This window comes from Rhodococcus sp. AD45-ID (assembly GCF_003023755.1).
In the GTDB taxonomy this organism is placed as follows: Bacteria; Actinomycetota; Actinomycetes; order Mycobacteriales; family Mycobacteriaceae; genus Rhodococcus_F; species Rhodococcus_F globerula.
This window is the reverse complement of sequence record NZ_PYHL01000001.1, coordinates 460831-483611: the sequence shown is the minus strand read 5'-3', so window position 1 is coordinate 483611 and position 22781 is coordinate 460831. Positions and strand designations below refer to the sequence as shown.

At 61.9% G+C, this 22781-nt stretch carries 23 protein-coding genes and 1 tRNA gene; 17 read left to right on the top strand and 7 right to left on the bottom strand.

Annotated features, from left to right (window positions below; all coding sequences use genetic code 11):
* Window positions 1-3 precede the first annotated feature (3 nt).
* The 10 genes from C7T36_RS02195 to C7T36_RS02150 all read left to right on the top strand — a co-directional run bounded on the left by C7T36_RS02195 (window position 4) and on the right by C7T36_RS02150 (window position 8561).
* Window positions 4-1287, top strand: coding sequence for a cyclopropane-fatty-acyl-phospholipid synthase family protein (locus tag C7T36_RS02195; protein WP_033231483.1), 1284 nt, complete (start codon window positions 4-6; stop codon window positions 1285-1287).
* Window positions 1284-2555 carry a class I SAM-dependent methyltransferase gene (locus C7T36_RS02190; RefSeq protein WP_045070452.1) on the top strand — a complete coding sequence of 424 codons (1272 nt, stop codon included), beginning with the start codon at window positions 1284-1286 and terminating at the stop codon, window positions 2553-2555. Before C7T36_RS02195 ends, C7T36_RS02190 begins: the two co-directional genes overlap by 4 nt.
* Window positions 2543-3322: a DUF1295 domain-containing protein gene (locus C7T36_RS02185; RefSeq protein ID WP_045070450.1), complete on the top strand. Its 780-nt coding sequence runs from the start codon at window positions 2543-2545 to the stop codon at window positions 3320-3322. Before C7T36_RS02190 ends, C7T36_RS02185 begins: the two co-directional genes overlap by 13 nt.
* Window positions 3323-3384: 62 nt before the next feature.
* Window positions 3385-3762: a CrcB family protein gene (locus C7T36_RS02180; protein ID WP_033231121.1), complete on the top strand. Its 378-nt coding sequence runs from the start codon at window positions 3385-3387 to the stop codon at window positions 3760-3762.
* Window positions 3759-4103 (top strand): fluoride efflux transporter CrcB, encoded by a 345-nt coding sequence (crcB, locus tag C7T36_RS02175; RefSeq protein ID WP_033231120.1) that lies wholly within the window; start codon window positions 3759-3761, stop codon window positions 4101-4103. Before C7T36_RS02180 ends, crcB begins: the two co-directional genes overlap by 4 nt.
* Before the next feature lie 56 nt (window positions 4104-4159).
* The gene (gene pgm, locus C7T36_RS02170) at window positions 4160-5797 is read left to right on the top strand and encodes a phosphoglucomutase (alpha-D-glucose-1,6-bisphosphate-dependent) (protein ID WP_045070447.1); all 1638 of its coding nucleotides are present in this window, start codon (window positions 4160-4162) and stop codon (window positions 5795-5797) included.
* Window positions 5798-5839: 42 nt separating this feature from the next.
* Window positions 5840-7051, top strand: coding sequence for an MFS transporter (locus C7T36_RS02165; RefSeq protein ID WP_045070444.1), 1212 nt, complete (start codon window positions 5840-5842; stop codon window positions 7049-7051).
* Window positions 7052-7060: 9 nt separating this feature from the next.
* Window positions 7061-7549: a MauE/DoxX family redox-associated membrane protein gene (locus C7T36_RS02160; protein WP_033231117.1), complete on the top strand. Its 489-nt coding sequence runs from the start codon at window positions 7061-7063 to the stop codon at window positions 7547-7549.
* 60 nt (window positions 7550-7609) lie between these two features.
* Entirely contained in the window at window positions 7610-8347 is a 738-nt protein-coding gene (locus C7T36_RS02155) for a DsbA family protein (protein ID WP_033231116.1), read from the top strand.
* 138 nt (window positions 8348-8485) lie between these two features.
* Window positions 8486-8561 (top strand) — tRNA-Ala (locus C7T36_RS02150).
* Window positions 8562-8616: 55 nt separating this feature from the next.
* On the opposite strand, the gene C7T36_RS02145 is transcribed toward C7T36_RS02150, so the two are convergent.
* Window positions 8617-11151 (bottom strand): alpha/beta fold hydrolase, encoded by a 2535-nt coding sequence (locus tag C7T36_RS02145; protein ID WP_033231115.1) that lies wholly within the window; start codon window positions 11149-11151, stop codon window positions 8617-8619.
* 163 nt (window positions 11152-11314) lie between these two features.
* Here C7T36_RS02145 and C7T36_RS02140 point away from each other — a divergent pair, with 163 nt between their 5' ends.
* Genes C7T36_RS02140 through bluB form a run of 3 tightly spaced genes read left to right on the top strand, consistent with a single transcriptional unit; the run spans window position 11315 to window position 13624 of the window.
* Window positions 11315-11941, top strand: coding sequence for a lipocalin family protein (locus tag C7T36_RS02140; protein WP_045070442.1), 627 nt, complete (start codon window positions 11315-11317; stop codon window positions 11939-11941).
* A 34-nt stretch (window positions 11942-11975) separates the two neighbouring features.
* Window positions 11976-12998, top strand: coding sequence for a GTP-binding protein (locus tag C7T36_RS02135; RefSeq protein WP_045070440.1), 1023 nt, complete (start codon window positions 11976-11978; stop codon window positions 12996-12998).
* Window positions 12995-13624 (top strand): 5,6-dimethylbenzimidazole synthase, encoded by a 630-nt coding sequence (gene bluB / locus C7T36_RS02130; protein WP_033231112.1) that lies wholly within the window; start codon window positions 12995-12997, stop codon window positions 13622-13624. Before C7T36_RS02135 ends, bluB begins: the two co-directional genes overlap by 4 nt.
* Window positions 13625-13639: 15 nt before the next feature.
* Here bluB and C7T36_RS02125 read toward each other — a convergent pair whose 3' ends face one another.
* The 4 genes from C7T36_RS02125 to glp all read right to left on the bottom strand — a co-directional run bounded on the left by C7T36_RS02125 (window position 13640) and on the right by glp (window position 17920).
* Window positions 13640-15052 carry a DEAD/DEAH box helicase gene (locus C7T36_RS02125; RefSeq protein ID WP_045070437.1) on the bottom strand — a complete coding sequence of 471 codons (1413 nt, stop codon included), beginning with the start codon at window positions 15050-15052 and terminating at the stop codon, window positions 13640-13642.
* Between the two features lie 234 nt (window positions 15053-15286).
* Entirely contained in the window at window positions 15287-15700 is a 414-nt protein-coding gene (locus C7T36_RS02120; protein ID WP_033231110.1) for a molybdenum cofactor biosynthesis protein MoaE, read from the bottom strand.
* Window positions 15693-16685: a bifunctional molybdenum cofactor biosynthesis protein MoaC/MoaB gene (gene moaCB / locus C7T36_RS02115; RefSeq protein ID WP_045070434.1), complete on the bottom strand. Its 993-nt coding sequence runs from the start codon at window positions 16683-16685 to the stop codon at window positions 15693-15695. Before moaCB ends, C7T36_RS02120 begins: the two co-directional genes overlap by 8 nt.
* A 35-nt stretch (window positions 16686-16720) precedes the next feature.
* Window positions 16721-17920 carry a gephyrin-like molybdotransferase Glp gene (glp, locus tag C7T36_RS02110; RefSeq protein WP_045070432.1) on the bottom strand — a complete coding sequence of 400 codons (1200 nt, stop codon included), beginning with the start codon at window positions 17918-17920 and terminating at the stop codon, window positions 16721-16723.
* Between the two features lie 117 nt (window positions 17921-18037).
* On the opposite strand from glp, the gene moaA reads away from it, so the two are divergent.
* From moaA to C7T36_RS02095, 3 genes are all read left to right on the top strand, one after another.
* Entirely contained in the window at window positions 18038-19111 is a 1074-nt protein-coding gene (moaA, locus tag C7T36_RS02105; RefSeq protein ID WP_045071132.1) for a GTP 3',8-cyclase MoaA, read from the top strand.
* A complete protein-coding gene (locus C7T36_RS02100; protein WP_080711593.1) occupies window positions 19104-19361 on the top strand; it encodes a MoaD/ThiS family protein in 258 nt (85 codons plus the stop codon). Before moaA ends, C7T36_RS02100 begins: the two co-directional genes overlap by 8 nt.
* Before the next feature lie 364 nt (window positions 19362-19725).
* The gene (locus tag C7T36_RS02095; protein WP_045070430.1) at window positions 19726-20490 is read left to right on the top strand and encodes a hypothetical protein; all 765 of its coding nucleotides are present in this window, start codon (window positions 19726-19728) and stop codon (window positions 20488-20490) included.
* Window positions 20491-20563: 73 nt separating this feature from the next.
* Here the strand turns inward: C7T36_RS02095 and nadE are convergent, their stop codons facing one another.
* Window positions 20564-21388, bottom strand: coding sequence for an ammonia-dependent NAD(+) synthetase (gene nadE, locus C7T36_RS02090; RefSeq protein ID WP_045070429.1), 825 nt, complete (start codon window positions 21386-21388; stop codon window positions 20564-20566).
* Between the two features lie 33 nt (window positions 21389-21421).
* Here nadE and C7T36_RS02085 point away from each other — a divergent pair, with 33 nt between their 5' ends.
* On the top strand, window positions 21422-21976 hold the full coding sequence (locus C7T36_RS02085; protein WP_045070428.1) for a nucleosidase: 555 nt from the start codon (window positions 21422-21424) through the stop codon (window positions 21974-21976).
* Window positions 21977-21991: 15 nt separating this feature from the next.
* Here C7T36_RS02085 and C7T36_RS02080 read toward each other — a convergent pair whose 3' ends face one another.
* On the bottom strand, window positions 21992-22771 hold the full coding sequence (locus C7T36_RS02080) for an META domain-containing protein (protein ID WP_045070426.1): 780 nt from the start codon (window positions 22769-22771) through the stop codon (window positions 21992-21994).
* Window positions 22772-22781: the final 10 nt, after the last annotated feature.

Sequence of the window (22781 nt, the reverse complement as noted above, 5' to 3'; positions counted from 1 at the left end):
GTGATGACAACAATGACTCGTAGCGCTGAGGTCGAACGCTGGCCAGGAGTTGCCACCGTTCCCAGCGGCCTCAAGGTGCGGGTGGCGTCGCCGGTTGCACGGGCGCTGTTCCACAAGGCGGTGGCTCGATTGCCGCTGCGCGTGCAGATGCCGGGGGGTGAGTACTCCGGTGGTGAGTTCTCCGGCGGCGGTGGACCCGATTCGCCGTTGATGGTCATTCATCGCCCGGATGACTTTGCTGCTCGGGTGGGCGACAGTGGTCTGATCGGATTCGGTGAGTCGTACATGGCGGGTGACTGGGAAGCCTCCGATCTCACCGCAGTCCTGGAAGTTTTTGCCTCTCGTGTGGCGACACTGATTCCCGACTTTCTGCAGCGGTTGCGTGGCCTCTACATTCCCAAGCAGCCACGTAGTGAACACAATTCGACGCAGAACACCCGCTCGAACATCTCGCGGCACTACGACCTCTCGAATGAGTTGTTCGAACTATTCCTCGACGACACGATGACCTATTCCAGTGCCCTGTTCGACGACCTGTCAGTAGGGGACTCCCAGTCATGGGACGTGTTCGCAGCCGCCCAGCACCGCAAAATTGATCGGTTGCTGGACGGTGCGGGCGTCGGGCCTGGTTCGCGAGTGCTTGAAATCGGCACTGGGTGGGGGGAATTGGCGATCCGAGCAGCCCAGCGTGGTGCGACGGTGCGTTCGGTGACGCTGTCGGTGGAACAGCAGGAACTGGCAGCCAAGCGGATAAGCGCTGCGGGACTGGCGGATCGCGTTCAGGTCGACCTTCTCGATTACCGGCAGGTGCAGGGGGAGTACGACGCAGTGGTGTCGGTCGAGATGATCGAGGCGGTCGGCCACCAGTACTGGGGAAGTTACTTCCAGAAGATCGACTCCCTGTTGGCGCCGGGTGGGCGTGCCGCGATCCAAGCAATCACGATGCCGCATGATCGGATGTTGGCTACCCGCAACACCTATACATGGGTGCACAAGTACATCTTCCCGGGAGGCTTCCTGCCCTCCATACGGGCGATCGAGGACGTCACTGAACGCATGACCACTCTTCGTGTGCGTGAACGCATGTCGATGGGTGATCACTACGCGCAAACGCTCCGCCTCTGGGATGAGCGGTTCAGTGCCCGCGCGGAGGAGGTCGCAGCGCTCGGATTCGATGACGTATTCACCCGCATGTGGCATTTCTATCTCTGCTATTCCGAGGCGGGTTTCCGTTCCGGATATCTCGATGTGCAGCAAGTGATTCTCGATCGGAGGAACCCGCGATGACCACCACGATAGATCGATCGATACAAGGCGCCGGCGTTGCTGGTCGTCTGTCGGAAATCCTCAGTCCGCTTGTCGGCGGCGAACTTCCGGTTCGGCTGACGGCGTGGGACGGCAGCGCAGCAGGGCCGGTCGATGCGCCGAAAGTGACGCTTCACAGCGCAAACGTGCTGCGACGACTCTTGTGGAATCCCGGAGAGTTGGGTGCGGCGCAGGCGTATGTTCTGGGCGAACTCGACGTCGAAGGCGATCTTGGCGAAGCACTCACGCATGTGTGGAAAGTGTCTGCCGAGCGTGGGCTGGGGTCGATCTCGCCGTCACCGTCGGTTATCCTCGCCGCGGTTAAGGCCGCGAGATCCTTGGGGGTGTTCGGGCGCCCGTTGCCACCTCCCGTGTCGCAGGCGCGGGTCAAGGGTCGCTTGCACAGTATGTCGAGGGATCGGGCGGCGATCGGTCATCACTACGACTTGTCGAACGACTTCTATTCGCTGATCCTCGACCAGAACATGGCGTACTCCTCGGGGTACTGGACTTCCGATGCACCGGAATACACTCTCGAAGACTCTCAGAAGGACAAGCTGGACTTGGTATGCCGCAAGATCGGACTCGATCGGGCGCGCGGGCAACGCTTACTCGACGTTGGTTGCGGGTGGGGTTCGTTGAGCGTCCACGCAGCTCGCGAGTACGGTGCCCACGTTGTCGGAGTGACGATCTCGGCGGAGCAGAAGGCGTTTGTCGACGCGAGGGTCCGATCGCTCGGCCTCGAAGATCGGGTCGAGATCCGACTGCAGGACTACCGTGAAATTCCGGACGGACCCTACGACGCCGTCGCGTCGATCGAAATGGGCGAGCATGTCGGCGAGGACAATTACCCGACGTATGTGAAAGCGCTGCACGACAATGTGATCGAGGGTGGTCGCGTGCTGATCCAGCAGATGTCGCGAACCGGGCCGCATCCGGGTGGTGGGCCATTCATCGAGTCGTTCATTGCGCCCGACATGTATATGCGTCCAGTTGGGCGCACCGTGGCGATGATCGAGGAGGGTGGGCTGGAAGTGATTGACGTTCAAGCGCTTCGGGTGCACTACGTGCGCACAGTCGACTCATGGATCGAGACGTTCGAGTCCAACTTCGATCGTGTCGTCGAGCTGGTCGGCATGGAGGTCGCCCGGGTGTGGCGTCTCTACCTCGTCGGCGGTGGCATGGCATTTCGTGACGGCCGGATGGGTGTGGATCAGATTCTTTCGGTGAGGCCGTCATGCCTTCGATGACGCTCGGTCCGATGTTGTTCGCGAGCTTTCTGGCGGTTGTTGTCACGATGGCGGTTACGGCGTCGATCGGTATACGTATCGGCCGGCACAATGTTGTCGACGTGTCCTGGGGCGTGGGCTTTGTGGTCATTGCCGCAGTGTCCGCAGTTGTCGGTGCGGGAGATCTGTGGCGCCGACTACTGATGCTCGCGTTGGTCGGCATCTGGGGCCTGCGATTGGCGTGGCACATGGCAGTGCGCTCGCGCGGTAAGGGCGAGGATCCTCGGTACGAGCAGATGCTGGGAAAGGCGTCCGGCAGCCGAACTCTGTATGCGATACGGAAAATCTATGTGACGCAAGGTATCTCCCTGTGGTTTGTGTCGCTGCCGATTCAGGTGTCCGCGGTGTCGTCAGGTGGGTTCAACCTGTTGGTACTCCTGGGCGTCGTGTTGTGGCTGGTCGGTGTGACGTTCGAGGCGGTCGCCGATCGTCAGATGGCGGAGTTCAAATCCGATCCCGGCAGTTACGGGCACATCATGGATCAGGGACTGTGGGCGTGGACGCGTCATCCCAATTACTTCGGTGACGCCTGCGTGTGGTGGGGCATATTCCTCGTCGCGGCATCGGTATGGCCAGGAGTATTGACGGTTCTCTCACCGATTGCGATGACATATTTTCTCGTGTTTGCGACCGGCGCGCGACTTCTCGAGCAGCACATGGCGCACCGCCCCGGTTATCGTGAGTACCAGGAGCGGACGAGCTACTTTATTCCGCAGCCGCCGAAGTAGGTCTGGCTCAGAAGTGGGTCTGGCTCAGTAGTAGATCTGGCTCGAGCGAGTGAGGAGCGCGAATGAGTGAACTGGGCTTGCCGGCGGCTATCGGAGCGGTGGCCGCCGGTGGTGCGCTCGGAGCGCTGACGAGATACGGGTTGGGTGAGTGGTTTCCCCATATCTGGACTACTCTCGTGATCAATGTCGTGGGGTCGCTGATCCTCGGAGTGCTTGCGGCACTGCTGATTCACGACAAGGTCTGGTACATCTTCCTGGGCACGGGATTCTGCGGTGGCTTCACGACGTTCTCGTCGTTTGCGGTTCACGCGGTTACCGAAAGTCCGATGCGATCTATTCTGTACGTTCTCGGCACTTTGATTCCGGCGATCTTGGCCGCAGCGTGGGGCAGAGCCCTTGGCGAGCGCTGGATGCGTCGTCGTGAGGGGGCGAACGTATGACCGTTCTCCTCGTAGCGATCGGCGGAGGCGCCGGAGCGACCGGTAGGTACCTGCTCGCGAAATACGTCCCGACATACCGGGGATTTCCGGCAGCAACATTCGCGGCTAACGTCCTGGGTTGCTTTCTCCTCGGATTGTTCACCGGCGCAACACTCTCCACTGCTATGGCGGCCTTGCTTGCAACCGGGTTCTGCGGCGGTTTGTCCACGTACTCGACGTTTGCGACCGAAAATGTGGGCATGCTGGACAAGCGTCAGACGGCGATGTCGCTGGTGTACATCATCGCCAGTCTTGTCGTTGGGCTGAGCGTCGCCTGGTTGGGAATTCAGATCACAGGGTAGAGAATGAGCGGCAGTCGTGTCGGCTGCGTAGTCGACCACCGGGCTTAGGGGGATTCGTGGCGCACGAACGAGCAGGACAGGTGGCGCAACCTCAGGATTTGATCGACGTTCCGCACTTGGTTTCCGCGTATTACACACGGACACCTGATCCTGAGGATCCGATGCAGCAGGTGCTGTTCGGGACGTCGGGGCATCGGGGTTCCAGTCTGGACGGCGCGTTCAACGAAGCGCATATCCTGGCAACGACGCAGGCGATCGTGGAGTACCGCGCATCGCAGCGCATTGACGGGCCGTTGTTCATCGGCCGCGACACGCACGCGTTGTCCGAGCCGGCCTGGCTGTCTGCGCTCGAAGTTCTTGTTGCCAATGACGTAGTGGTGCTGGTTGATTCGCGCGACGCCTATACCCCCACACCCGCTGTGAGTCACGCGATTCTGCGATACAACTCCACCGCGCCCGAGGCCAAGGCCGACGGAATTGTCGTGACGCCTTCGCACAATCCGCCCCGTGACGGTGGGTTCAAGTACAACCCGCCCCACGGCGGCCCAGCTGATACCGATGCCACGTCGGTCATCGCGGACCGTGCCAACCAACTGCTCCGCGACGGACTGGCCGGCGTCCGGCGCGTCACGACGGAACAGGCGCTGGCCAGGGTCGAGCGGTACGACTTCCTGCGCTACTACGTCGACGACCTGCCGTCGGTGCTCAACCTCGACGCGATTCGCGACGCGGGTATCCGCATCGGCGCAGATCCGCTCGGCGGCGCCAGTGTCGACTACTGGGGAGCCATCGCCGAGACTCATCACCTCGACCTCGAGGTCGTCAATCCTCTGGTCGATCCGACGTGGCGATTCATGACGCTCGACACCGACGGCAAGATCCGCATGGATTGCTCCTCGCCTGACGCGATGGCGTCGTTGATCGGTATTCGGGATCGCTACGACATCGCCACCGGCAACGACGCGGATTCCGATCGGCACGGAATTGTCACCCCCGACGGCGGTTTGATGAACCCCAATCACTATCTGGCCGTTGCCATCGAGTACCTCTTTGCTCACCGCCCACAGTGGGCTGCAGGCACGAAGGTCGGGAAGACCCTGGTCAGTTCGTCGATGATCGACCGCGTTGTGAACGGACTGGGACGCGAACTCCTGGAGGTACCCGTCGGCTTCAAGTGGTTCGTACCCGGGTTGCTCGACGGTTCGGTCGGGTTCGGCGGCGAGGAAAGCGCGGGAGCGTCCTTCTTGCGTCACGACGGTTCGGTGTGGACGACGGACAAGGACGGCATCATTCTTGCGCTGCTCGCGTCCGAGATCACGGCGGTGACCGGCAAGACGCCGTCGGCGCACTACACGGCGTTGACCGAGAAGTTCGGTAGCCCCGCCTACGCCCGCATCGACGCGCCCGCGAGTCGCGCGCAGAAGGCGGTACTGGCAAAACTGTCACCGGAGCAGGTCACCGCGACGGAACTGGCGGGGGAGCCGATCACCGCGGCTCTGACGGCAGCGCCCGGAAATGGCGCCGCGATCGGCGGATTGAAGGTGACTACCGAGAACGCGTGGTTTGCGGCCAGGCCGTCGGGAACCGAGGACGTGTATAAGATTTATGCCGAGTCGATGAAGGGCGCCGATCATCTGGCTCAGGTTCAGTCGGCAGCGAAGGACTTGGTGTCAGGTGTCTTGAACGCGAACTAGCTCGCGGCCCACTCGTGTCGCCCGGCTAGAATCCCGGGCGACATGAAAACTCGCGCAGCCAGGCTGCCACAGGAAATCTGGGTGCTGGTTTCCGCCAGCTTCGTCATCGCTCTCGGATTCGGCATCGTTGCCCCGGCGCTACCGCAATTCGCCCGCAGCTTCGATGTATCGGTTACGGCCGCCACAGTCGTCATTTCGTCGTTTGCATTCATGCGCTTGGTGTTTGCGCCGATGAGCGGCACCTTGGTGCAGAAACTCGGCGAGCGCCCGGTGTACATCCTGGGACTGTTGATCGTCGCGTTGTCCACCGGAGCGTGCGCGTTTGCGCAGGAGTACTGGCAGCTGCTGTTGTTCCGGTCACTCGGTGGTATCGGTTCCACCATGTTCACCGTGTCGGCGCTAGGTTTGCTTATCCGGATGTCGCCGCCCGACCATCGGGGACGCGTATCCGGTCTGTATGCGACGAGCTTCCTGATGGGCTCGATTACCGGTCCGATATTTGGCGGCGCGCTGCTGCAGTTCGGCCTGCGGATGCCGTTCCTCATCTATGCGGCAACTCTGGTCATCGCAGCCGCTGTAGTTTTCTTCAGTCTGCGCGGTTCACATCTTGCGTCGCCGGACAAAGGTGCGTCAATCACACCGATGACGTTGTCGGAGGGACTACGTTCGCCGGTCTATCGCGCTGCTCTGGGCTCGAATCTGGCATTCGGTGGTGTCATTTTCGGCGTCCGTGTCGCGATGGTCCCGCTTTTTGTCGTTGAGGCTCTCGGTCGTGAAGACTCGGTGGCCGCATATGCGCTGGCAGTTTTTGCGGTCGGAAATGCGCTGGTTCTGACCTTCTCGGGTCGGCTCTCGGACAAGTACGGACGTAAACCGTTTGTGCTTGCCGGGCTGGTTGTCTGCGGCGCCGGCACGATGGCGATCGGATTCACGCACAACTTGGTGGCGTTTTTCCTGATTGCTGCCGTGACGGGCGCGGGCTCCGGTTTGATGAGTCCGTCGCAGCAGGCTGCGGTTGCCGACGTCGTCGGGTCCAAGGCGCGCGGTGGTCCCGTTCTGGCGGTGTTCCAGATGATGTCCGACGTTGGTGGTGTGGTCGCGCCGATCTGCGCCGGACTACTGGTTGAGCATTTCTCGTACTCGGCAGCCTTCGCGACGATGGGAGCTGTGGTGATCATTGCGAGCGTGGGTTGGCTGCTGGTGCCTGCGAAGGCTGTGACCGCGAAAACAGTCAGTTCCGAAGTCCCTCTGTAGGCTCGGCTCGTGGCTATTCGCATCGTGAGTCTTGTGGCCCGCTTGGGTTTGGCAGCCGTGTGGCTGATTTCGGGTGGCATCAAATTCCTCGATCCCGTTCAGACGAAGATCGCCGTCCGGGCGTATCAATTGTTGCCCGAGAGCCTGGTCGGCCCCGTGGCGATTGCGATGCCGTTGGTCGAGATCGTTCTCGGATTACTGCTGCTCGTTGGCCTCGCCGTACGAGCGTCGGCTGCAGTGTCGGTTCTCATGCTGGTTGTGCTCATCAGCGTGATCATCTCGGTCTGGGCACGCGGATTGTCCATCGACTGCGGCTGTTTCGGGGGAGGTGGAGCTGCCGACGTCGACGCGTGGGACTACCTCAGCGAGATCCTGCGCGACATCGGATTCCTGGCATTGGCCCTGTGGTTGTGTTTCTTCCCACGGTCACCGCTCGCATTGGGACAGGGATCACGTACCGCATTCTCAGTTGAAGCACAGTCTTCAATGGCAAGGTGAATACCCGGGGAAGGTAACCCCTCGGTAAAATCGTTTCGACGCACGAAGGACTGCATCAGCGTGAGCGCCAAGAACAACAAGTACAAACCGGAACCGGTGTCGAGTCGGTCCACTTATGTCATCGGTGGAATCGCGGTCCTGGTGATCGCAGCCCTCGTCATCGGCGGTGTCCTGTGGCAGTCGAGCAAGAACAAGGTGCAAAACGACGGATACGGCTCGGTTCAGAACTCCGAGGTGGTTGTCACCGTGGAGGACAACGGCGTCGTGCTGATCGGAAAACCGGACGCACGTACCACTCTCGACATCTTCGAAGACCCGCTGTGCCCGGCGTGCGCTGCACTCGAGCACTTGAGTGGCCAATCGGTATCGGCAGCTATCGACGCCGGTGACGTTGCTGTTCGCTATCACATGCTCAACTTCCTCAACCGGGCATCGAGCAGCGGTGATTACTCCACCCGCGCGGGCGCCGCATTGCTGTGCGTCGCGCAGGACGGCGACGCGATTGCCTACTCGAATCTGCACACCACACTCTTCTCTCCGGACAACCAACCGTCTGAAGGCGGCAAGAGTGATCACACCAACGACGATTTGGCTCGGATAGCCGGCGAAGCCGGTGCATCGGATGCAGCTACTACGTGCATCTCCTCTGGAGCCAACGTGGAGGCCGCTGCGGCCAATGCTGCTGCAGCCAGCGAGGCACTCTCCGCCGCCGGCGGAACGGGCACCCCGACGGTTATCGCCGACGGCAAGATCGTCAGCACCAAGAACAGTGACTGGGTTTCGCAGTTCACCTCCTGAAGCAGTGTGCGGCCGCTCTGAAACCCGGAGCGGTCGCACCAGCTTGACCAGGCGATTTGTTGCTCACCGCGCAAGTGGTGTAACTTTCTTCAAGCAAGCGGCAAGCAGAACAACCGCCTGCGAGTTCGAACTGAATACGGGGCTATGGCGCAGCTGGTAGCGCACCACACTGGCAGTGTGGGGGTCAGGGGTTCGAGTCCCCTTAGCTCCACCAAAAAGAGCAGGTCAGACAAAATGTCTGACCTGCTCTTTTTTGTCGTTTTCGGCCGTTAGCTCAATGCCCGCTCGAGTGCCTCGCCCGTAGCAACGGCGTACGGGGCCCGCAGAATGTCTTCGTGCGATCCGGCTACATCCTCGAAAGTGATCTGGCCGGTGGCGATGGCCGACCAATCGTGTGCATCCTGTCGGTTGTCGTCGCCGCGGATGACCACAACAGAACCGCGATACGGGCTTGGCGCGTACTTGCGCAGGGACGCCAGTCCGCGATGGTAGAAGAGGTACCACTGCATCGACGGGTCGAACTGCATGATGCCCGCGACTTGGTACCGGAGCCAGATACCCAGAACCGATGTTTTCGAGGTCCGGGCTCGGGCATTGAGCACCGGCTCGCCGGATTCCGATGGAGCCGGCGGCTCAGTGGTGTCAGGCCGCGGCCCGATCATGTTCTCCCGCAACCGAGTGTCCAGAATGACAACGTGTTCGACGATCTCGCCTTCCGCGTGGAGGCGATTCGCGATTTCGAGGGTGACAAACCCGCCGTGGGAGTAGCCGCCGAGCACATACGGGCCGTGCGGACGGACCTTCCTGATCTCACGGATGTATCGGTCGGCCATCTTGGCAACGGTGCGATCGGGGAGCCCGCGAGATTCCATCCCGTGTGCTTGCAACGCGTACACAGGTCGATCACCGGACATCGCCTGCACCGTCGCGAGAAAGCTCAGTGCAGGCGCACCGGCTCCGGTGATCAGGAAGAGCGGAGTTCGGGAACCGCTCGTGGCAAGGGGAACAAGCACAGATGCCCGGCCTTCGTCACGCTTCTTGTTGCGCAGCATCGCGTCGACCAGCGCGGCGAGTTCGCGGATGGTGGTGGCGCCGGCAAACTGGGCGGCGCTGACGGTGACCAGTACAGCGGCTCGTAGTGCGGCGAGCATTTCTGCGGCAGCGAGTGAATCTGCGCCGAGGGCAAAGAAGTCGTCGTCACGGTCGAGTGATTCGATCCCGATGATCTTGGACCAGACGATGGCCACCCGAAATTCGGTGATGGTCTCGAGAGTCGGCGTGGCGGTGGAGGTGGAGGTAGCGACCGGCGCCGGTGTCGGCAGTGCGTTGCGATCGATCTTTCCGCGTTCGTTGCGGGGAATCGAGGCCAGCATCACGATGTGGCGGGGAACCATCCAGCCGGGCAGGCTCAGAGATACCGCGCGTCGAATCTCCGCGGGAGACAGAGCAATTCGCTGTGAATCACTCACGACGTATGCGCAGAGCTCTGGGTGGTCGTTCTCGGTCCGAACGATCACGGCCGCATCGACGACGCCGGCCACCGCGCGGACGGCGACGTCGACTTCGGTGGGTTCGACAAGGTATCCACGAATTTTCACAGCATCGTCGAGTCGGCCTTTGAGTTGCAGTTCGCCGTCCCTGTCGATGCATCCGCGGTCGCCGGTGCGATACAGGCTGATGCCGTCGCCCAGCGGTGTGAATCGTTGCGCTGTCCGCTCCGGGTCGCCGTGATAACCGTCGGCCAAGTCGCTGGAAATGACATGGATTTCGCCGATCTCGCCGTCGGGCAGCTGGTTGCCCTCGGAATCGACTATCCGGACTTCCTTCCCGTCACGTGCTCGACCGGCGGGGACGATGCCCGCCGGGAACGTGGCTGCGGGAGGAAAGACGTTGTAGGCGACGACCCCCGTTTCCGTGGTTGCCATCCAGTTGACATAGGTCACGTCCGCGAACCCGCGATCACGGTGACGTTGGTAGTCGTCGCCGTGAACAGCCTCGCCGTAGGTAACGACAACGCGTAGGGAACTCTGGGGATCTGCGCCCGGTTCGGCGGCATTCTGCTGCGTCCACGCCCGCAGGAACGACGGAGCGCAATGAGCTGTGGTGATCGAGTTTCTGCGGAGCCAACTGCCCAGGGTGGAACTGCCGTCGACGCGGGGGTCCCAGCAATACACGGTGACACCGCTCATCAAACCCATGATGAGTGCGGTGATACCCGCGCCGAAGCTGACGGGCAGAAGGTTCCCGATGTGATCGTCCGGTCGGAGATCGATGGCGGCGGCAAGTTCGTCCGCCTTGTTCAGACACATCGAATGGCTGAGCACCACTCCCTTGGGTGCGCCGCTGGTGCCGGAAGTGAATGCGATCATGGCTGGATCGGAGCTCAGTGACTCGAGTGCGTTGCCGAAACGGAACGGAGTGGCAGCGGCGTGTTCGAGGATTGTCGCGATGGAGACCGCGCCCGACGTGGACAGGATGTGCTCGCGCCTGGCCGGCGGCAGCTGCGGGTCGATCATGACGAGTGGCCGACCGGAGATCAGTGTGGCAAGGATGCGGACAACGGCCTCGGCGGTGGGGTCGAGTTCGACAGCTACCGGACAGCGGCCGTGCGGCCCGCGAATATCGAGTTCACGCGCGAGTGCGTCTGCGCGGACTTCGAGATCTGCGAACGTGATCTGATCCCGTGGGGTGACGACGGCAACGGTGTCGTGCTGCATAGAGGTGACGCGGCGCCACCGCGATTCGATGGTTTCGTCGATGACGGCATACCGCGTCCGTTCGAGCCCTAGATCGACCACGTTCATGTCTGACGCTCCGTTCCAGCTATCAGTTACTTATTAGCAAAGACTACAGAAGGTTGGGTATCGAGGTCTATAACAAACCAAAAGTAGTTTTCCATACGACCAATCCGCGGGACCATCCGCTCCGAATGTCAGGCGAGAAAACAAACGAACGGAAGGCAATGACATGAAGTGGTCGGGGAGATGTGCGATTGCGGCAGTCGGAGCGGGTGTCGGTATGGCGATGACGGCCATGCCGGCGCAGGCAGCTCCGATGTCAGCGGACTTGTGGGGGGACTTGTGGCAGCCGTTGGCACCCGTCGAAAAATTGGATGTCGAACGCTACGTCGGCGACTGGTACCAGCTGGCAGCGGTGCCTCAGCCGTTCAACCTGATGTGCGCCAAGGACACCCGGGCGCGATACGAGGTGCTCGACTCGTCGAATGTGAGCGTGCAGAATACGTGCACGACCTGGGCTGGGGACCAGAGCGGCATCGCCGGTAATGCCCGGGTTACCGATACGCAGTCCGCAGCGCAACTTCATGTCAGTTTCCCGGGCGTACCTTTTCAGGACGGACTGGACGGGCCGCCCAACTACATCGTCACCTACATTGCCGACGACTACTCGTGGGCACTGGTGGGTGACCCGCTTCGAACGTCCGGGTTTGTATTGTCGCGTTCACCCGCAGTCGATGCCGCGGGGTGGAGTGAGATACGCCGAGTTGCCGAGAGTCGCGGGTACAACGCATGCACGATCGTGACGTCACCGACAACCGAAGGCAAGAAGGAGATTCAGCCGCTCTGCACAATCTGACGGCCCGCTAGGATTGCGTGGTGCCTAGGATTTCTTGGTGAAAAAACAGATTCCCGTGATCGTCGTCGCAGGATTTCTGGGTTCGGGAAAGACGACGCTCCTCAATCACCTTCTGCACAACAACAACGGTGTGCGCATCGGGGTCATCGTCAACGACTTCGGCTCGGTCAACATCGATTCGATGATGGTGGCCGGCCAAGTCGACTCGACGCTCTCACTGAGCAACGGGTGCCTGTGCTGCGCGGTCGATGTATCCGACATGGACGAGATGCTCGACAAGTTGGCGCACAGCCAATCCGAGATCGACGTCATCGTCATCGAAGCCAGCGGACTGGCGGAGCCGCGCAACATGATCAGGTTGGTGCTGGGCAGCGAGAATCCGCGGGTCGTGTACGGCGGCCTGGTTGTTGTTGTCGACGGGGCCAACTTCCGATTGACACGTAGCACCCATCCCGAGCTCGATCAGCACGTCGGGTTAGCGGATCTACTTGTCGTGAACAAGATCGACTGCGTCGACTCTGCGGAACGCGAGGCCTTCACGGAGGTGATTCGTGGGCTCAACCCCCGAGCGCCGATTGTGGACACCACTCACTCGCGCGTGGACCCAGCGCTGCTGTTCGATTTCGCGGCCGCGCCGCAGCCGTTACCTGGTCAGCAGATGAGCCTCGACGAACTGCTGCGCGACGATCATCACGACCACATTCACACCCATTACGAGGCAGTCGATTTTGTGTCCGACACGGCGCTCGATGCGCGCGCCGTCACAAAATTTCTCGAGAACCAACCGGCCGGTGTGTACCGGATCAAGGGGTTCGTGAACTTCGATATCCGGGGTTACACAGGCAAATTCGAAGTACAGACAGTGGGTGATCACGTGCGAATCACACCATTACGGTGGAAGGCCGGCGAGCCGCGGACTACACAGTTGGTCGTGATCGGCAGCGGCATGGACAGTGCGGTCGTCCGGGACACGTTGAGTGAGTGCATACGCGTCGAGGGAGTCGAGTTGCACCCCGATGCGATGCTGGGATTGCACCGCTATACCGTCGGAGCGTGAGTGAATCAGCTGTATCTGTGTACGAAGCGATCCGGCGCCGGCGCGACGTGCGGGCAGAGTTTTCCGGTGAGGTTATTCCGGACGATGTGCTGATGCGCATCCTCGACGCGGCACATCGGGCGCCGAGCGTCGGGAACACGCAGCCGTGGGATTTTGTGGTGGTCCGCAATCCGGACACGCTCTCGACATTTGCCGCGCACGTCGCGGAGGCGAGGGTCAATTTTGCTCAGTCTCTGCCTGACGATCGGCGCGAGACGTTCGACCCCATCAAGATCGAGGGGATCACGGAAAGCGGTACCGGGATCGTTGTCACCTACGACCCGTCGCGCGGAGGCCCCAACATTCTCGGCCGTCACACGGTCGACGACACCGGCTTGTTCTCTGCAGTTCTCGCAATTCAAAACCTGTGGCTGGCCGCGGTTGCCGAGGACATCGGCATCGGGTGGGTGTCGTTCTACGACGAGGAATACCTCACCGAACTGATGAACATTCCGGCTCCGGTGAGGCCCATTGCCTGGCTGTGCATCGGGAAAGTAACTCAGTTCCAACAGGTTCCGGATCTCGAGCGCTTCGGATGGAAACAGCGCCGGCCATTGGCCGACGCTGTCCATTTCGAAACCTATTGAGTTGTCCGCTCGCGGTTAGCGGGCTGCGGGACGTCCACCGGTACGGGCCCGGCCTGCGCCGCCGGACCGCGCGCCACGAGACTGACCACCCTGGCCGCTGCGAGCCTGGCCGCCCTGACCTGAACGTGCCTGGCCGCTACGAGCCTGACCGCCCTGACCGGAACGTGCCGGACGAGATCCGCGGCCGCCGCCCTGCGGTGCCACCGGAGCCTTGGGTGCGGGGGTGACATGCGGTGCGATGTCGCCGACAAGCTTCACGACGTGCTCGGAGTTCGCAGTTGATCGAACGGGCGTCACCTTGATAGCTGCCTTGCGCATGAGGAGCGCGAGATCCTTGCGCTGCTCGGGCAGGACGACGGTGACTACGTCACCGGCGCTGCCGGCGCGAGCGGTACGGCCACTGCGGTGCAGGTACGCCTTGTGCTCGGCCGGGGGATCGACGTGCACAACCAACTCGACGTCGTCGACGTGAACGCCGCGAGCGGCAACGTCGGTGGCAACCAGAACGCGAGCCTCGCCGGCGGAGAACGCGGCAAGGTTGCGATCGCGGGCAGCCTGGGACAGGTTGCCGTGCAGGTCGACGGACGGAATGCCCGACTCGGTGAGCTGGCGAGCCAACTTACGAGCCTGGTGCTTGGTGCGCATGAAGAGGATGCGTCGACCGGTGCCGGACGCCAGCTTCTCCACCAGAGCCTTCTTCGCTTCGACGCCGTCGACGTCGAACACGTGGTGCGTCATCGCGGCGACGGGGGAGTTGGCCTCGTCTACCGAATGCATGACCTCGTTCTTGAGGAAACGCTTGACGAGCTTGTCGACGCCGTTGTCCAGGGTGGCGGAGAACAGCAGTCGCTGGCCGTCGGCCGGAGTGGACGAGAGAATGCGGGTGACGACGGGCAGGAAGCCGAGGTCGGCCATGTGGTCGGCCTCGTCGAGGACCGTGATCTCGACGGCGTCGAGGCTTACGAACTTCTGCTTCATGAGGTCTTCGAGGCGACCGGGGCACGCGACGACGATGTCGACCCCGGCCTTGAGTGCCTGGACCTGACGGTGCTGCGAGACGCCACCGAAGATGGTGGTGACGCGCAGGTCGTAGGCCGCGGCAAGCGGCTCGAGGGTTGCGGTGATCTGGGTGGCGAGCTCGCGGGTCGGCGCGAGAACCAGTCCGAGCGGGCGGCCCGGACGACGCTTGCCGCCGGCCAATTCACCCGCGAGGCGCGAGACCATGGGGATGGAGAAGGCAAGCGTCTTACCGCTGCCGGTCTTTCCGCGGCCCAGGACGTCGCGTCCCGACAGAGTGTCGGGGAGGGTGTCGATCTGGATCGGGAAGGGGGAGGTGATTCCGCCGTCTTCGAGTGCTTTGACCAGCGGCGGACGTACACCGAGGGAAGCGAAGGTAGCGGTAGTGGTGACAGTCGAGGTGTCGGACAAGTGTGTTCAGAGCCTTTCGGGGCACTTTGCGTGCCCGGATGCCGACACGGCAAAATAGCCGTATCTGACAATCAAGCACAGTGGTGGCGGCGCTGCCGGTCGGCAGGCTTCTTCGCCGTAAGAAGTGCGGGTGCGTTAAGCACTCTTCGCGAACTGAAGTTGCGTTCTTTCGACGCTGGGTGCCCACTTTCGGACACCTAGTGATGCTGAGTCTACCTGGACCGCGCGACTTCTCTACAACCCGACCCACTCGGAAACGCCACTGGCGAAGCGCTGACGCTTCCAGATCGGCACTTCGGCCTTGATTCGTTCCACCAGTTCGGCGCACGCTGCAAACGCTTCCGCGCGATGTGGGGCAGCGACCGCGGCAACCAAAGCGTGGTCGCCGATCTCGAGATGTCCGACGCGGTGAATCGCTGCGACGGGTAGGCCGGTAGAAGCCGACACTTCCTCGCAGCAGGTGCGCAGAAACCGTTCGGCGTCGGGGTGTGCCTGGTACTCGAGGGCTGAAACAGCTTGGCCACCATCATGATTGCGCACCGTGCCGGTGAAGACGACAACAGCGCCGTTCTTCGGTCCGGCGACGGCAGCGTCGACGGTGGCGGCTTGAATCGGATGTTCGGAAATTCGTGCGAGCAGTTCAGTCATCGTGCATTCCTCCGCCTGCAACCTGCGCGAGCAAGTGATCGATGATGGGGTCGAGGACGGCAAGTCCGTCCTTCACGCCGCCCGGAGATCCGGGCAGATTGACGATGACAGTGCGCTCTGTGAGTCCTGCCACTCCGCGGCTGAGCGAGGCGTGTGGGGTCTTTTCGAGCCCCTTTGTGCGGATCGCTTCCGCGATTCCCGGTAGTTCGCGGGTGAGAACGGCAAGCGTCGCTTCGGGCGTGGCATCAGTGGGAGAAGCGCCGGTTCCGCCGGTGCTGATGATCAGGGCTGGGGAACCGGTTCTGGCGTCGTCGATGCCCGCGGCGATGTCGGCGTCGGCGTAGACCAGTGGGCCGCGCACTTCGAAATCGCGATCCCGGAGCCATTGTTCGATGGCGGGGCCGGTTGTGTCGGGGCGGGTCCCAGCGGCGCCACCGGTAGACGCGACAAGGACGGCCGCGGTGCGCGTGGTCTCGAATGTGTTTGGGGCAGTGCCAGATTCAGGTGCCGGGCCGCTCTCGCGCGTCCAATGTCCGCGTTTACCACCGTCTTTGGTGAGCAGGCGGACGCCGTTCATGGTGGCAGCGGGGTCAATGGCTTTGACCATGTCGTGCAACGTGAGCCCGGCCACGGCAACCGCTGTCAGCGCCTCCATCTCGACGCCCGTCTGCCCGCGAGTCTTGGCCGTAGCTTCGACGGTGATCGAGGTCTCGGTGAACCCGAACTCCACTTTGACGGACGACAACGCGAGTTGATGACACAGCGGAATGAGCTCGGACGTCTTCTTTGCGCCCGCGATGCCGGCGATCCTTGCTGTCGAGAGGACATCGGCTTTGGGCATTCCGTCGGCCCGGACGAGGCGAATGACCTCCGCAGTGGTGACCAGTTCACCTGCGGCCACCGCAATGCGCGTCGTCTCGGCTTTTGCGCTCACGTCGACCATGCGGGCGCGGCCCTCGCCGTCGACGTGTGTCAGTTCGGTCATTGAAAGTCCTTACCGTCCTTTTCAGTTCCAGCGTTTCAGTTCCAGGCAGAGAGCGGAATGACGCTTACCGGTGTTCCGGCATCAAGGTCGGTGACGTCGGCGGGAATGTCGAGAAGTACGTCCGCCCAGGCCATCATGGCAACAAGATGGGAGCCGGTGCCGGACACCGGTTCGACGCCGTCGCCGGAGCGTCGTCCGCGGAGGAACTGGCGCTTGCCGGGGATTGATCGCAGCGCGGTAGTCAAGGGGCGACGTTCGGATGCGATGGGTGGCAGTCCGGCGGCGCGTCTGATGTTCTTGCGTGCAAACACTTCGAACGACACCATTGTGCTCACCGGGTTTCCGGGGAAGCTCAGTATCGGAACCTCGTTGACCACAGCTGAGCCCTGCGGACCGCCCGGCTGCATCGCGACGTGGCCGAACGCAGCACCGAGGGGTTGCAGCGTTTCCTTCACGACCTCGAAGTCGCCCATGGACACACCGCCGGAGGTGAAGACAAGGTCTGCGACAGATGTTGCGTACGAAAGTAATTCGCGGAACACATCCGGATCGTCGGTGCTGCGGGCGATGGATACGACGTCGGCCCCGTTGGCGCGGGCCAAGCTCGCCAGGGCGGGCCCGTTGGAGTCGTAGATCTCGCCGGGGTTGAGTTGTGTTCCTGCGCTTTTCAGTTCGGCGCCAGTAGTGATGACGGCGACCCGTGGCGGTGTGTATGTGATGACAGTTGCTGCGCCGACGGCCGCGAGTGCCGCGATGTGCCGCGGTTCCAGGCGAGTGCCTTCTCGAACCAGGAGCATGCCAGCCGTGATGTCGCTTCCGCGTTCACGGACGAACTCTCCGGCGGCGCGTCCACGGTTGATCGTGACGGCGTGCTTCGAGTCGCCGGTGGTGTCTTCGACTGGGATGACGGTGTCTGCGCCTTCGGGCATGGGGGCGCCGGTCATGATCCGAAATGCCGAGCCCGCGAGATGTTTCGGGGGAGTGCCACTACCCGCTGCGAGAACTCCTCGCACAGCGAGTGTGACGGGCGTGTTGCGTACGGACTCGGCGTCGACGGCGTAGCCGTCCATTTGCGAATTGCGGAACAGAGGCAGATCGACAGGGGAGGTGACGTCCGCCGAGACTATCGACCCCAGCGCCTCGGTGAGGGGCAGGGCGGTGGGTGCCAAAGTGTGCAACCCGGCCAGCAATCCGGATACGTGCTCTTGATGGTCTTCGACGGAACGTGCGCTCACAGCGATAGCCTCGACATGGTCCGATTCTAGATGGTCTGGTTCCAGGTCGAGTGATACGAGTGACACTTCCCGTTGCCCGCTGCGCCATACTGGAGTGATGTGGAACCTGGTGCAGCGATGACTCCGGTGGTGGTGGGGATCCCCACTGTCCGGAGCAATTCTGTCCGTGGCAATCCCGCGTCGATGACGGGCCGGCCTGACACCGACGTATTGATCGACAAGTTCGGGCGCGTTGCCCGTGACTTGCGAATCTCGATCACCGAAAAGTGTTCACTGCGTTGTACGTATTGCATGCCCGAGGAAGGCCTGCCGGTCATTCCCACTGAAGATCTGTTGTCCACCGAAGAGATTGTTCGCGTTGTAGGTATCGGAGTAGATCGTCTCGGCATTCGAGAAGTTCGTTTTACCGGCGGCGAACCGTTGATGCGCAAAGATCTCGAGAAGATTATCTCCGGCTGTGCTGAGCGTGTTCCCGGAATTCCTTTGGCAATGACTACTAATGCCGTCGGATTGGAACACCGCGCGCAGCAATTAGCGGCAGCCGGATTGACCCGCGTCAATGTCTCTTTGGATTCAGTGGATCGCGCGCATTTTGCAGAACTGACGCGCCGCGACAGACTGCCGTCGGTGTTAGCGGGAATTCACGCTGCGGCGCGAGTAGGTCTGGCTCCACTGAAAGTGAACGCCGTTCTTATGCGTGAGACGTTGAGCGGGGCGGCGGAGCTTCTCCACTGGTGCGTGGACGCCGGCGTGGAATTGCGATTCATCGAGCAGATGCCCCTCGACGCCGATCACACGTGGGCGCGAGAGAACATGGTGACCGCCGAGGAACTTCTCACCGTATTGGGCACTCGATTCACTTTGACCGCGATCGGGCGTGACGACCCCAGTGCGCCGGCCGAGGAATGGAAAATCGACGGCGGTCCGGCGACGGTGGGAATTATCGCTTCGGTGACTCGATCTTTTTGCGCCGACTGCGATCGGACACGTATGACAGCCGAGGGAACTATTCGGTCATGTCTGTTCAGCGATCGTGAAGTGGACCTGCGAGCAGCACTGCGTTCAGGCGGCGGTGACGATGAGATCGCTGATCTGTGGCGGGGCGCAATGTGGAACAAGTGGGCAGGTCATGGGATTGCGGCAGAAGGCTTTGTGCCGCCGGAGAGAAGTATGGGTGCAATCGGTGGCTGATTCGGAATCGATGTCGGTTCGATACTTCGCTGCAGCCGCAGACGCTTCGGGGTGTCGTAGCGAGACACTCGCGCTGCCGCATTCAAGCACGCTCGCTGATCTTGTTGCTGTTCTGTCTGACAAATACGGCCCCGACATGAAGCGCGTTTTGTCCGTTTCTGCGTATCTCGTCGGCGAGGAATTGACGCGTGATACCGGTCGCGTCGCGGGGCCTGCGGTAGACATTTTGCCGCCTTTCGCGGGCGGCTAGAGCTGTCGATCAAAATAAACCTCAAAATTCTTTTGCGGTTTACTGTCGCTGACAGGTACCGACCTAAATGATGAGATCGGATGTCCTAAGAGGCCCGGTATGACGTGTTGATCCGATTTGCGATGCAGCTTCGTTGTGCTGGTCAGCGCATTTTACCTCGGTGTTTGACTGACATTTGATTGTCGTTCTGATTAGTCGGAATTGTCTGACTGAACTCATACTTTTGGGGGATGTACCATTTTTGGTATCCGCGTAGATGCGTCATTCACATGAATGACAAGGGATTTTCCGAGTCGGAATTTTCGCCAAATTCATGTGTTACCTTTTGTCGTAATTCCCCCCGTGAATGGTGAAAGGTACTTACATGTCCCGCAATTCCACACGTCGTCTCGGTTTCGCTTTTGCTCTCGTCGGCGCAGCAGCCCTGACGGCTCCGGCACTTGCCGGAGCGACCACCGGCTCACTCGGTTCTTCCGATGCCCCCGCCGCAGGCTTCACCTGCTCGGCACTGTCGACCGAGACAACCCCCAATGGCTGGGGCATTCCGTTCGACGACGAGAAGAAGCAGGTTGCCTTCTACTCGGACACCGATGTCCTCGATACGGATGGTTCACTGAAGCTGGAGATCACCGCACCCTCGCCTGACAACCGTTCGGTGTCGTACCACTCCGCCGGCTCGATCAAGCTCTCTGACGCCGTCAAGACGGAGATCGGCTTCGCAGAGAAGGCAGCCAGTTCACAGGCATCGTTCCAGTTGCGTCTGAGCGGCACCACGAACCCGGCTGACAATGGATTTGCGACCGTGTACTGGGTAGCAAACGGAAACGACTCCGTTGACACCACCAACGGCGGAGCACACACCAACATCCAGAACGGCAAGTGGATCAGTACCCGTGACATCGGCGGTGCCCCTAAGAACGTTCCGACGGACCTCGCGGCAATCGCCGCAGCAAACCCCGACGCTACGGTTGAGCATTACGGCGTCAGTATCGGTCGCGCCGATGCCGGGCTGACCCACGTCGACGCCGTGAAGTTCAACGGTTGCACCACCAACTTCGCGCTGAAGGACGAGCCTGCCGGCGCGTTCGGCAGCCTGGGCAACATCTTCGGCAGCCTCTCGGCCAGCTGATAACAGCAGAACGAAGCACGGCGCCCACCTTCCTCTCGGAAGGTGGGCGCCGTGCATCTATAGGAATTGGGGGCTAACGCCACCAGGTGTCGAGCGGGGTAACCGGAACGGTCCGCTTGTGACGGGTGTTCAGGTACATCTTTTCGAGTTTGTCGGATACCTCCGTGGAGACGTCCTTGCCTTCGAGGTAGTCGTCGATCTGGGCGTAGGTGAGTCCAAGCGCCACCTCGTCGGGGAGGGCGGGGCGGTCGTCTTCGAGGTCGGCGGTGGGCACTTTGCGCCACGTGCTCTCGGGCGCGCCCAGTTCCTGCAACAGTGCGGCGCCCTGCCTCTTGCTCAGGCCGGTCAGCGGGGTGATGTCGACTCCGCCGTCGCCGAACTTGGTGAAGAATCCCGTGATGGCCTCGGCAGCGTGATCGGTGCCGATCACGATGTACCCCAATTGGCCGGCGATGGCGTACTGGATCATCATGCGCTCCCGAGCTTTGATGTTGCCGCGCACGAAGTCTCGCAGTTCACCGTCGCCCAGGGCCTCGGATGCTTCACGGGCTGTGGCGTCGGCTCCTGGCTTGACGTTGACGGTCAGGCTGCGGTCGGGCTTGATGAAACCGAGCGCGATCTGCGCGTCGGACTCGTCGGCCTGCTCGCCGTACGGCAATCGAACGGCAACAAACTCGGCGTCGTGGCCCTCCTCTCGCAGTTCTGTCACCGCGCGCTGAGCGAGCGCACCGGTCAGTGTGCTGTCCTGCCCGCCGCTGATGCCCAGCACGTATCCCTTGGCAGGAGTGGACAGCAGATAGTCCTTCAGGAACTGAACCCTGGTGCGGACTTCGGCCGCCGGCTCGATGGACGGCTTCGCGCCTAGTTCGTCGATGATGCTCTCGCGCAATGTGGCCATGAGGGAACTTTAGCGACAGGTATCGTCTCGCGCATGAGTGCGAAGAAAGTTCTGGTGGTCAGCGCAACCAAGGCGGAGGCGGCGTACGTTCCGCAGGAGTTCGAGTTGGTGATCACCGGTATCGGAAAGGTCAGTGCGGCAACGGCAGTCGCGTCGGCGCTGGCACGGTTTCTTCCCGGAGAGTTGCCGTTGGTCGTCAATATCGGCACTGCAGGCGCGCTGCACGTGCATCACGGCGGGCTGTTCGTGCCGGGTGTCGTGATCAATCACGACATCAGCAGTGCGGCGATCAGATCGTTCGGCCACGAGGTTGTGGATCGACTGGCCTTAGTCGACGGCGACGATTCGGTTCTGGCCACCGGCGACGCATTTGTCTCCGACGCGGCCGTCCGGGATGCGCTCGCGCAGCGGGCCGATCTGGTGGACATGGAAGGTTTTGCGGTCGCCTACGCGGCGCGGGCCGCCGGTGCTCGGTGCCGGTTGGTCAAGCATGTGAGCGATCAGGCTGACGATTCCGCTCTGGACTGGCCGGCCCAAATCGATGCCAGCGCCCGCGAATTGGGGCGGTGGCTGGCCGAGAACGTCTGAGTCGGACTCGCTAGATCAAGCCTGGGCTGTCAGGATCAAGCCGTTGCCGTCGGGCTTGCGGAGCGTCATGGTTGCGGCGTCGACGGCGACGGTGACCTCACCGTCGAGCACTGTCAGGACGTGCCGTTCGATGTCGGCAATTTCTGGCTCGCACGCCATCCTCGTGGTACCCATCGGGGCGAAGGTGATGGTGGTGTCGGTGACCGTTGCCGACCCCATCATGCGGTTACATCCGGTGCTGCCGGTGACCGATCCGTCGGCGGCGATCGTGAGTTCCGGCGCCGAGGTTTCGAGCGCCAGGCTGGATGTGACGGCGTCGGGAGTGATGAGCGACGTCACGGTCCAGGCAGTGCCCTGAACAGGACGGTCCGGGTCGACGACCTTCTTGTCGGCAAGCGTGACGGTGATCGTGTCTGTGGTGAGGGTGAGTGTGTCACCGGACAGTGTCCAGGACGGCTGTGCGGAAAGGAGCGTTGTCACCCAAGCGTCGGATTCCATGACGGGGGGCTCACACGCCATCATGGTGGTGGCCATCGTGTCTGTGGTGATCTTGCCGTCCGTGAATTCGACTGCGCCGCTCGCTGTATTGCAGCCGGCAGTCGCCGCCACCAGGCCGGGCGTCGTGAAGTCGAGGGACAGTGGGCCGCCGCCGGGAATCGGGGTTCCGTCCACCTGGGTGGAGATGAATACCCGCCCTGCGGGATCGGCGACCGAGTCCGGTGTTTCCGAGTTGCTGGAACAGCCACTGACGGCTGCGATGGCGAGGAGGCCGAGGACGGCGGCTGCGATGCGCATTGGCTCAGAC

Excerpts from the sequence above, each read along its gene's own strand:
- C7T36_RS02190 (WP_045070452.1), top strand. The coding sequence starts at position 1,284 with ATGACCACCACGATAGATCGATCGATACAAGGCGCCGGCGTTGCTGGT.
- crcB (WP_033231120.1), top strand. The coding sequence starts at position 3,759 with ATGACCGTTCTCCTCGTAGCGATCGGCGGAGGCGCCGGAGCGACCGGT.
- C7T36_RS02085 (WP_045070428.1), top strand. The coding sequence starts at position 21,422 with ATGAGTGCGAAGAAAGTTCTGGTGGTCAGCGCAACCAAGGCGGAGGCG.
- C7T36_RS02080 (WP_045070426.1), bottom strand. The coding sequence starts at position 22,771 with ATGCGCATCGCAGCCGCCGTCCTCGGCCTCCTCGCCATCGCAGCCGTC.
- nadE (WP_045070429.1), bottom strand. The coding sequence starts at position 21,388 with ATGGCCACATTGCGCGAGAGCATCATCGACGAACTAGGCGCGAAGCCG.
- moaCB (WP_045070434.1), bottom strand. The coding sequence starts at position 16,685 with ATGACCGAACTGACACACGTCGACGGCGAGGGCCGCGCCCGCATGGTC.
- C7T36_RS02145 (WP_033231115.1), bottom strand. The coding sequence starts at position 11,151 with ATGAACGTGGTCGATCTAGGGCTCGAACGGACGCGGTATGCCGTCATC.
- C7T36_RS02185 (WP_045070450.1), top strand. The coding sequence starts at position 2,543 with ATGCCTTCGATGACGCTCGGTCCGATGTTGTTCGCGAGCTTTCTGGCG.
- C7T36_RS02095 (WP_045070430.1), top strand. The coding sequence starts at position 19,726 with ATGTCCCGCAATTCCACACGTCGTCTCGGTTTCGCTTTTGCTCTCGTC.
- C7T36_RS02120 (WP_033231110.1), bottom strand. The coding sequence starts at position 15,700 with ATGACTGAACTGCTCGCACGAATTTCCGAACATCCGATTCAAGCCGCC.
- C7T36_RS02140 (WP_045070442.1), top strand. The coding sequence starts at position 11,315 with ATGAAGTGGTCGGGGAGATGTGCGATTGCGGCAGTCGGAGCGGGTGTC.
- C7T36_RS02180 (WP_033231121.1), top strand. The coding sequence starts at position 3,385 with ATGAGTGAACTGGGCTTGCCGGCGGCTATCGGAGCGGTGGCCGCCGGT.
- C7T36_RS02195 (WP_033231483.1), top strand. The coding sequence starts at position 4 with ATGACAACAATGACTCGTAGCGCTGAGGTCGAACGCTGGCCAGGAGTT.
- C7T36_RS02165 (WP_045070444.1), top strand. The coding sequence starts at position 5,840 with ATGAAAACTCGCGCAGCCAGGCTGCCACAGGAAATCTGGGTGCTGGTT.
- moaA (WP_045071132.1), top strand. The coding sequence starts at position 18,038 with ATGACTCCGGTGGTGGTGGGGATCCCCACTGTCCGGAGCAATTCTGTC.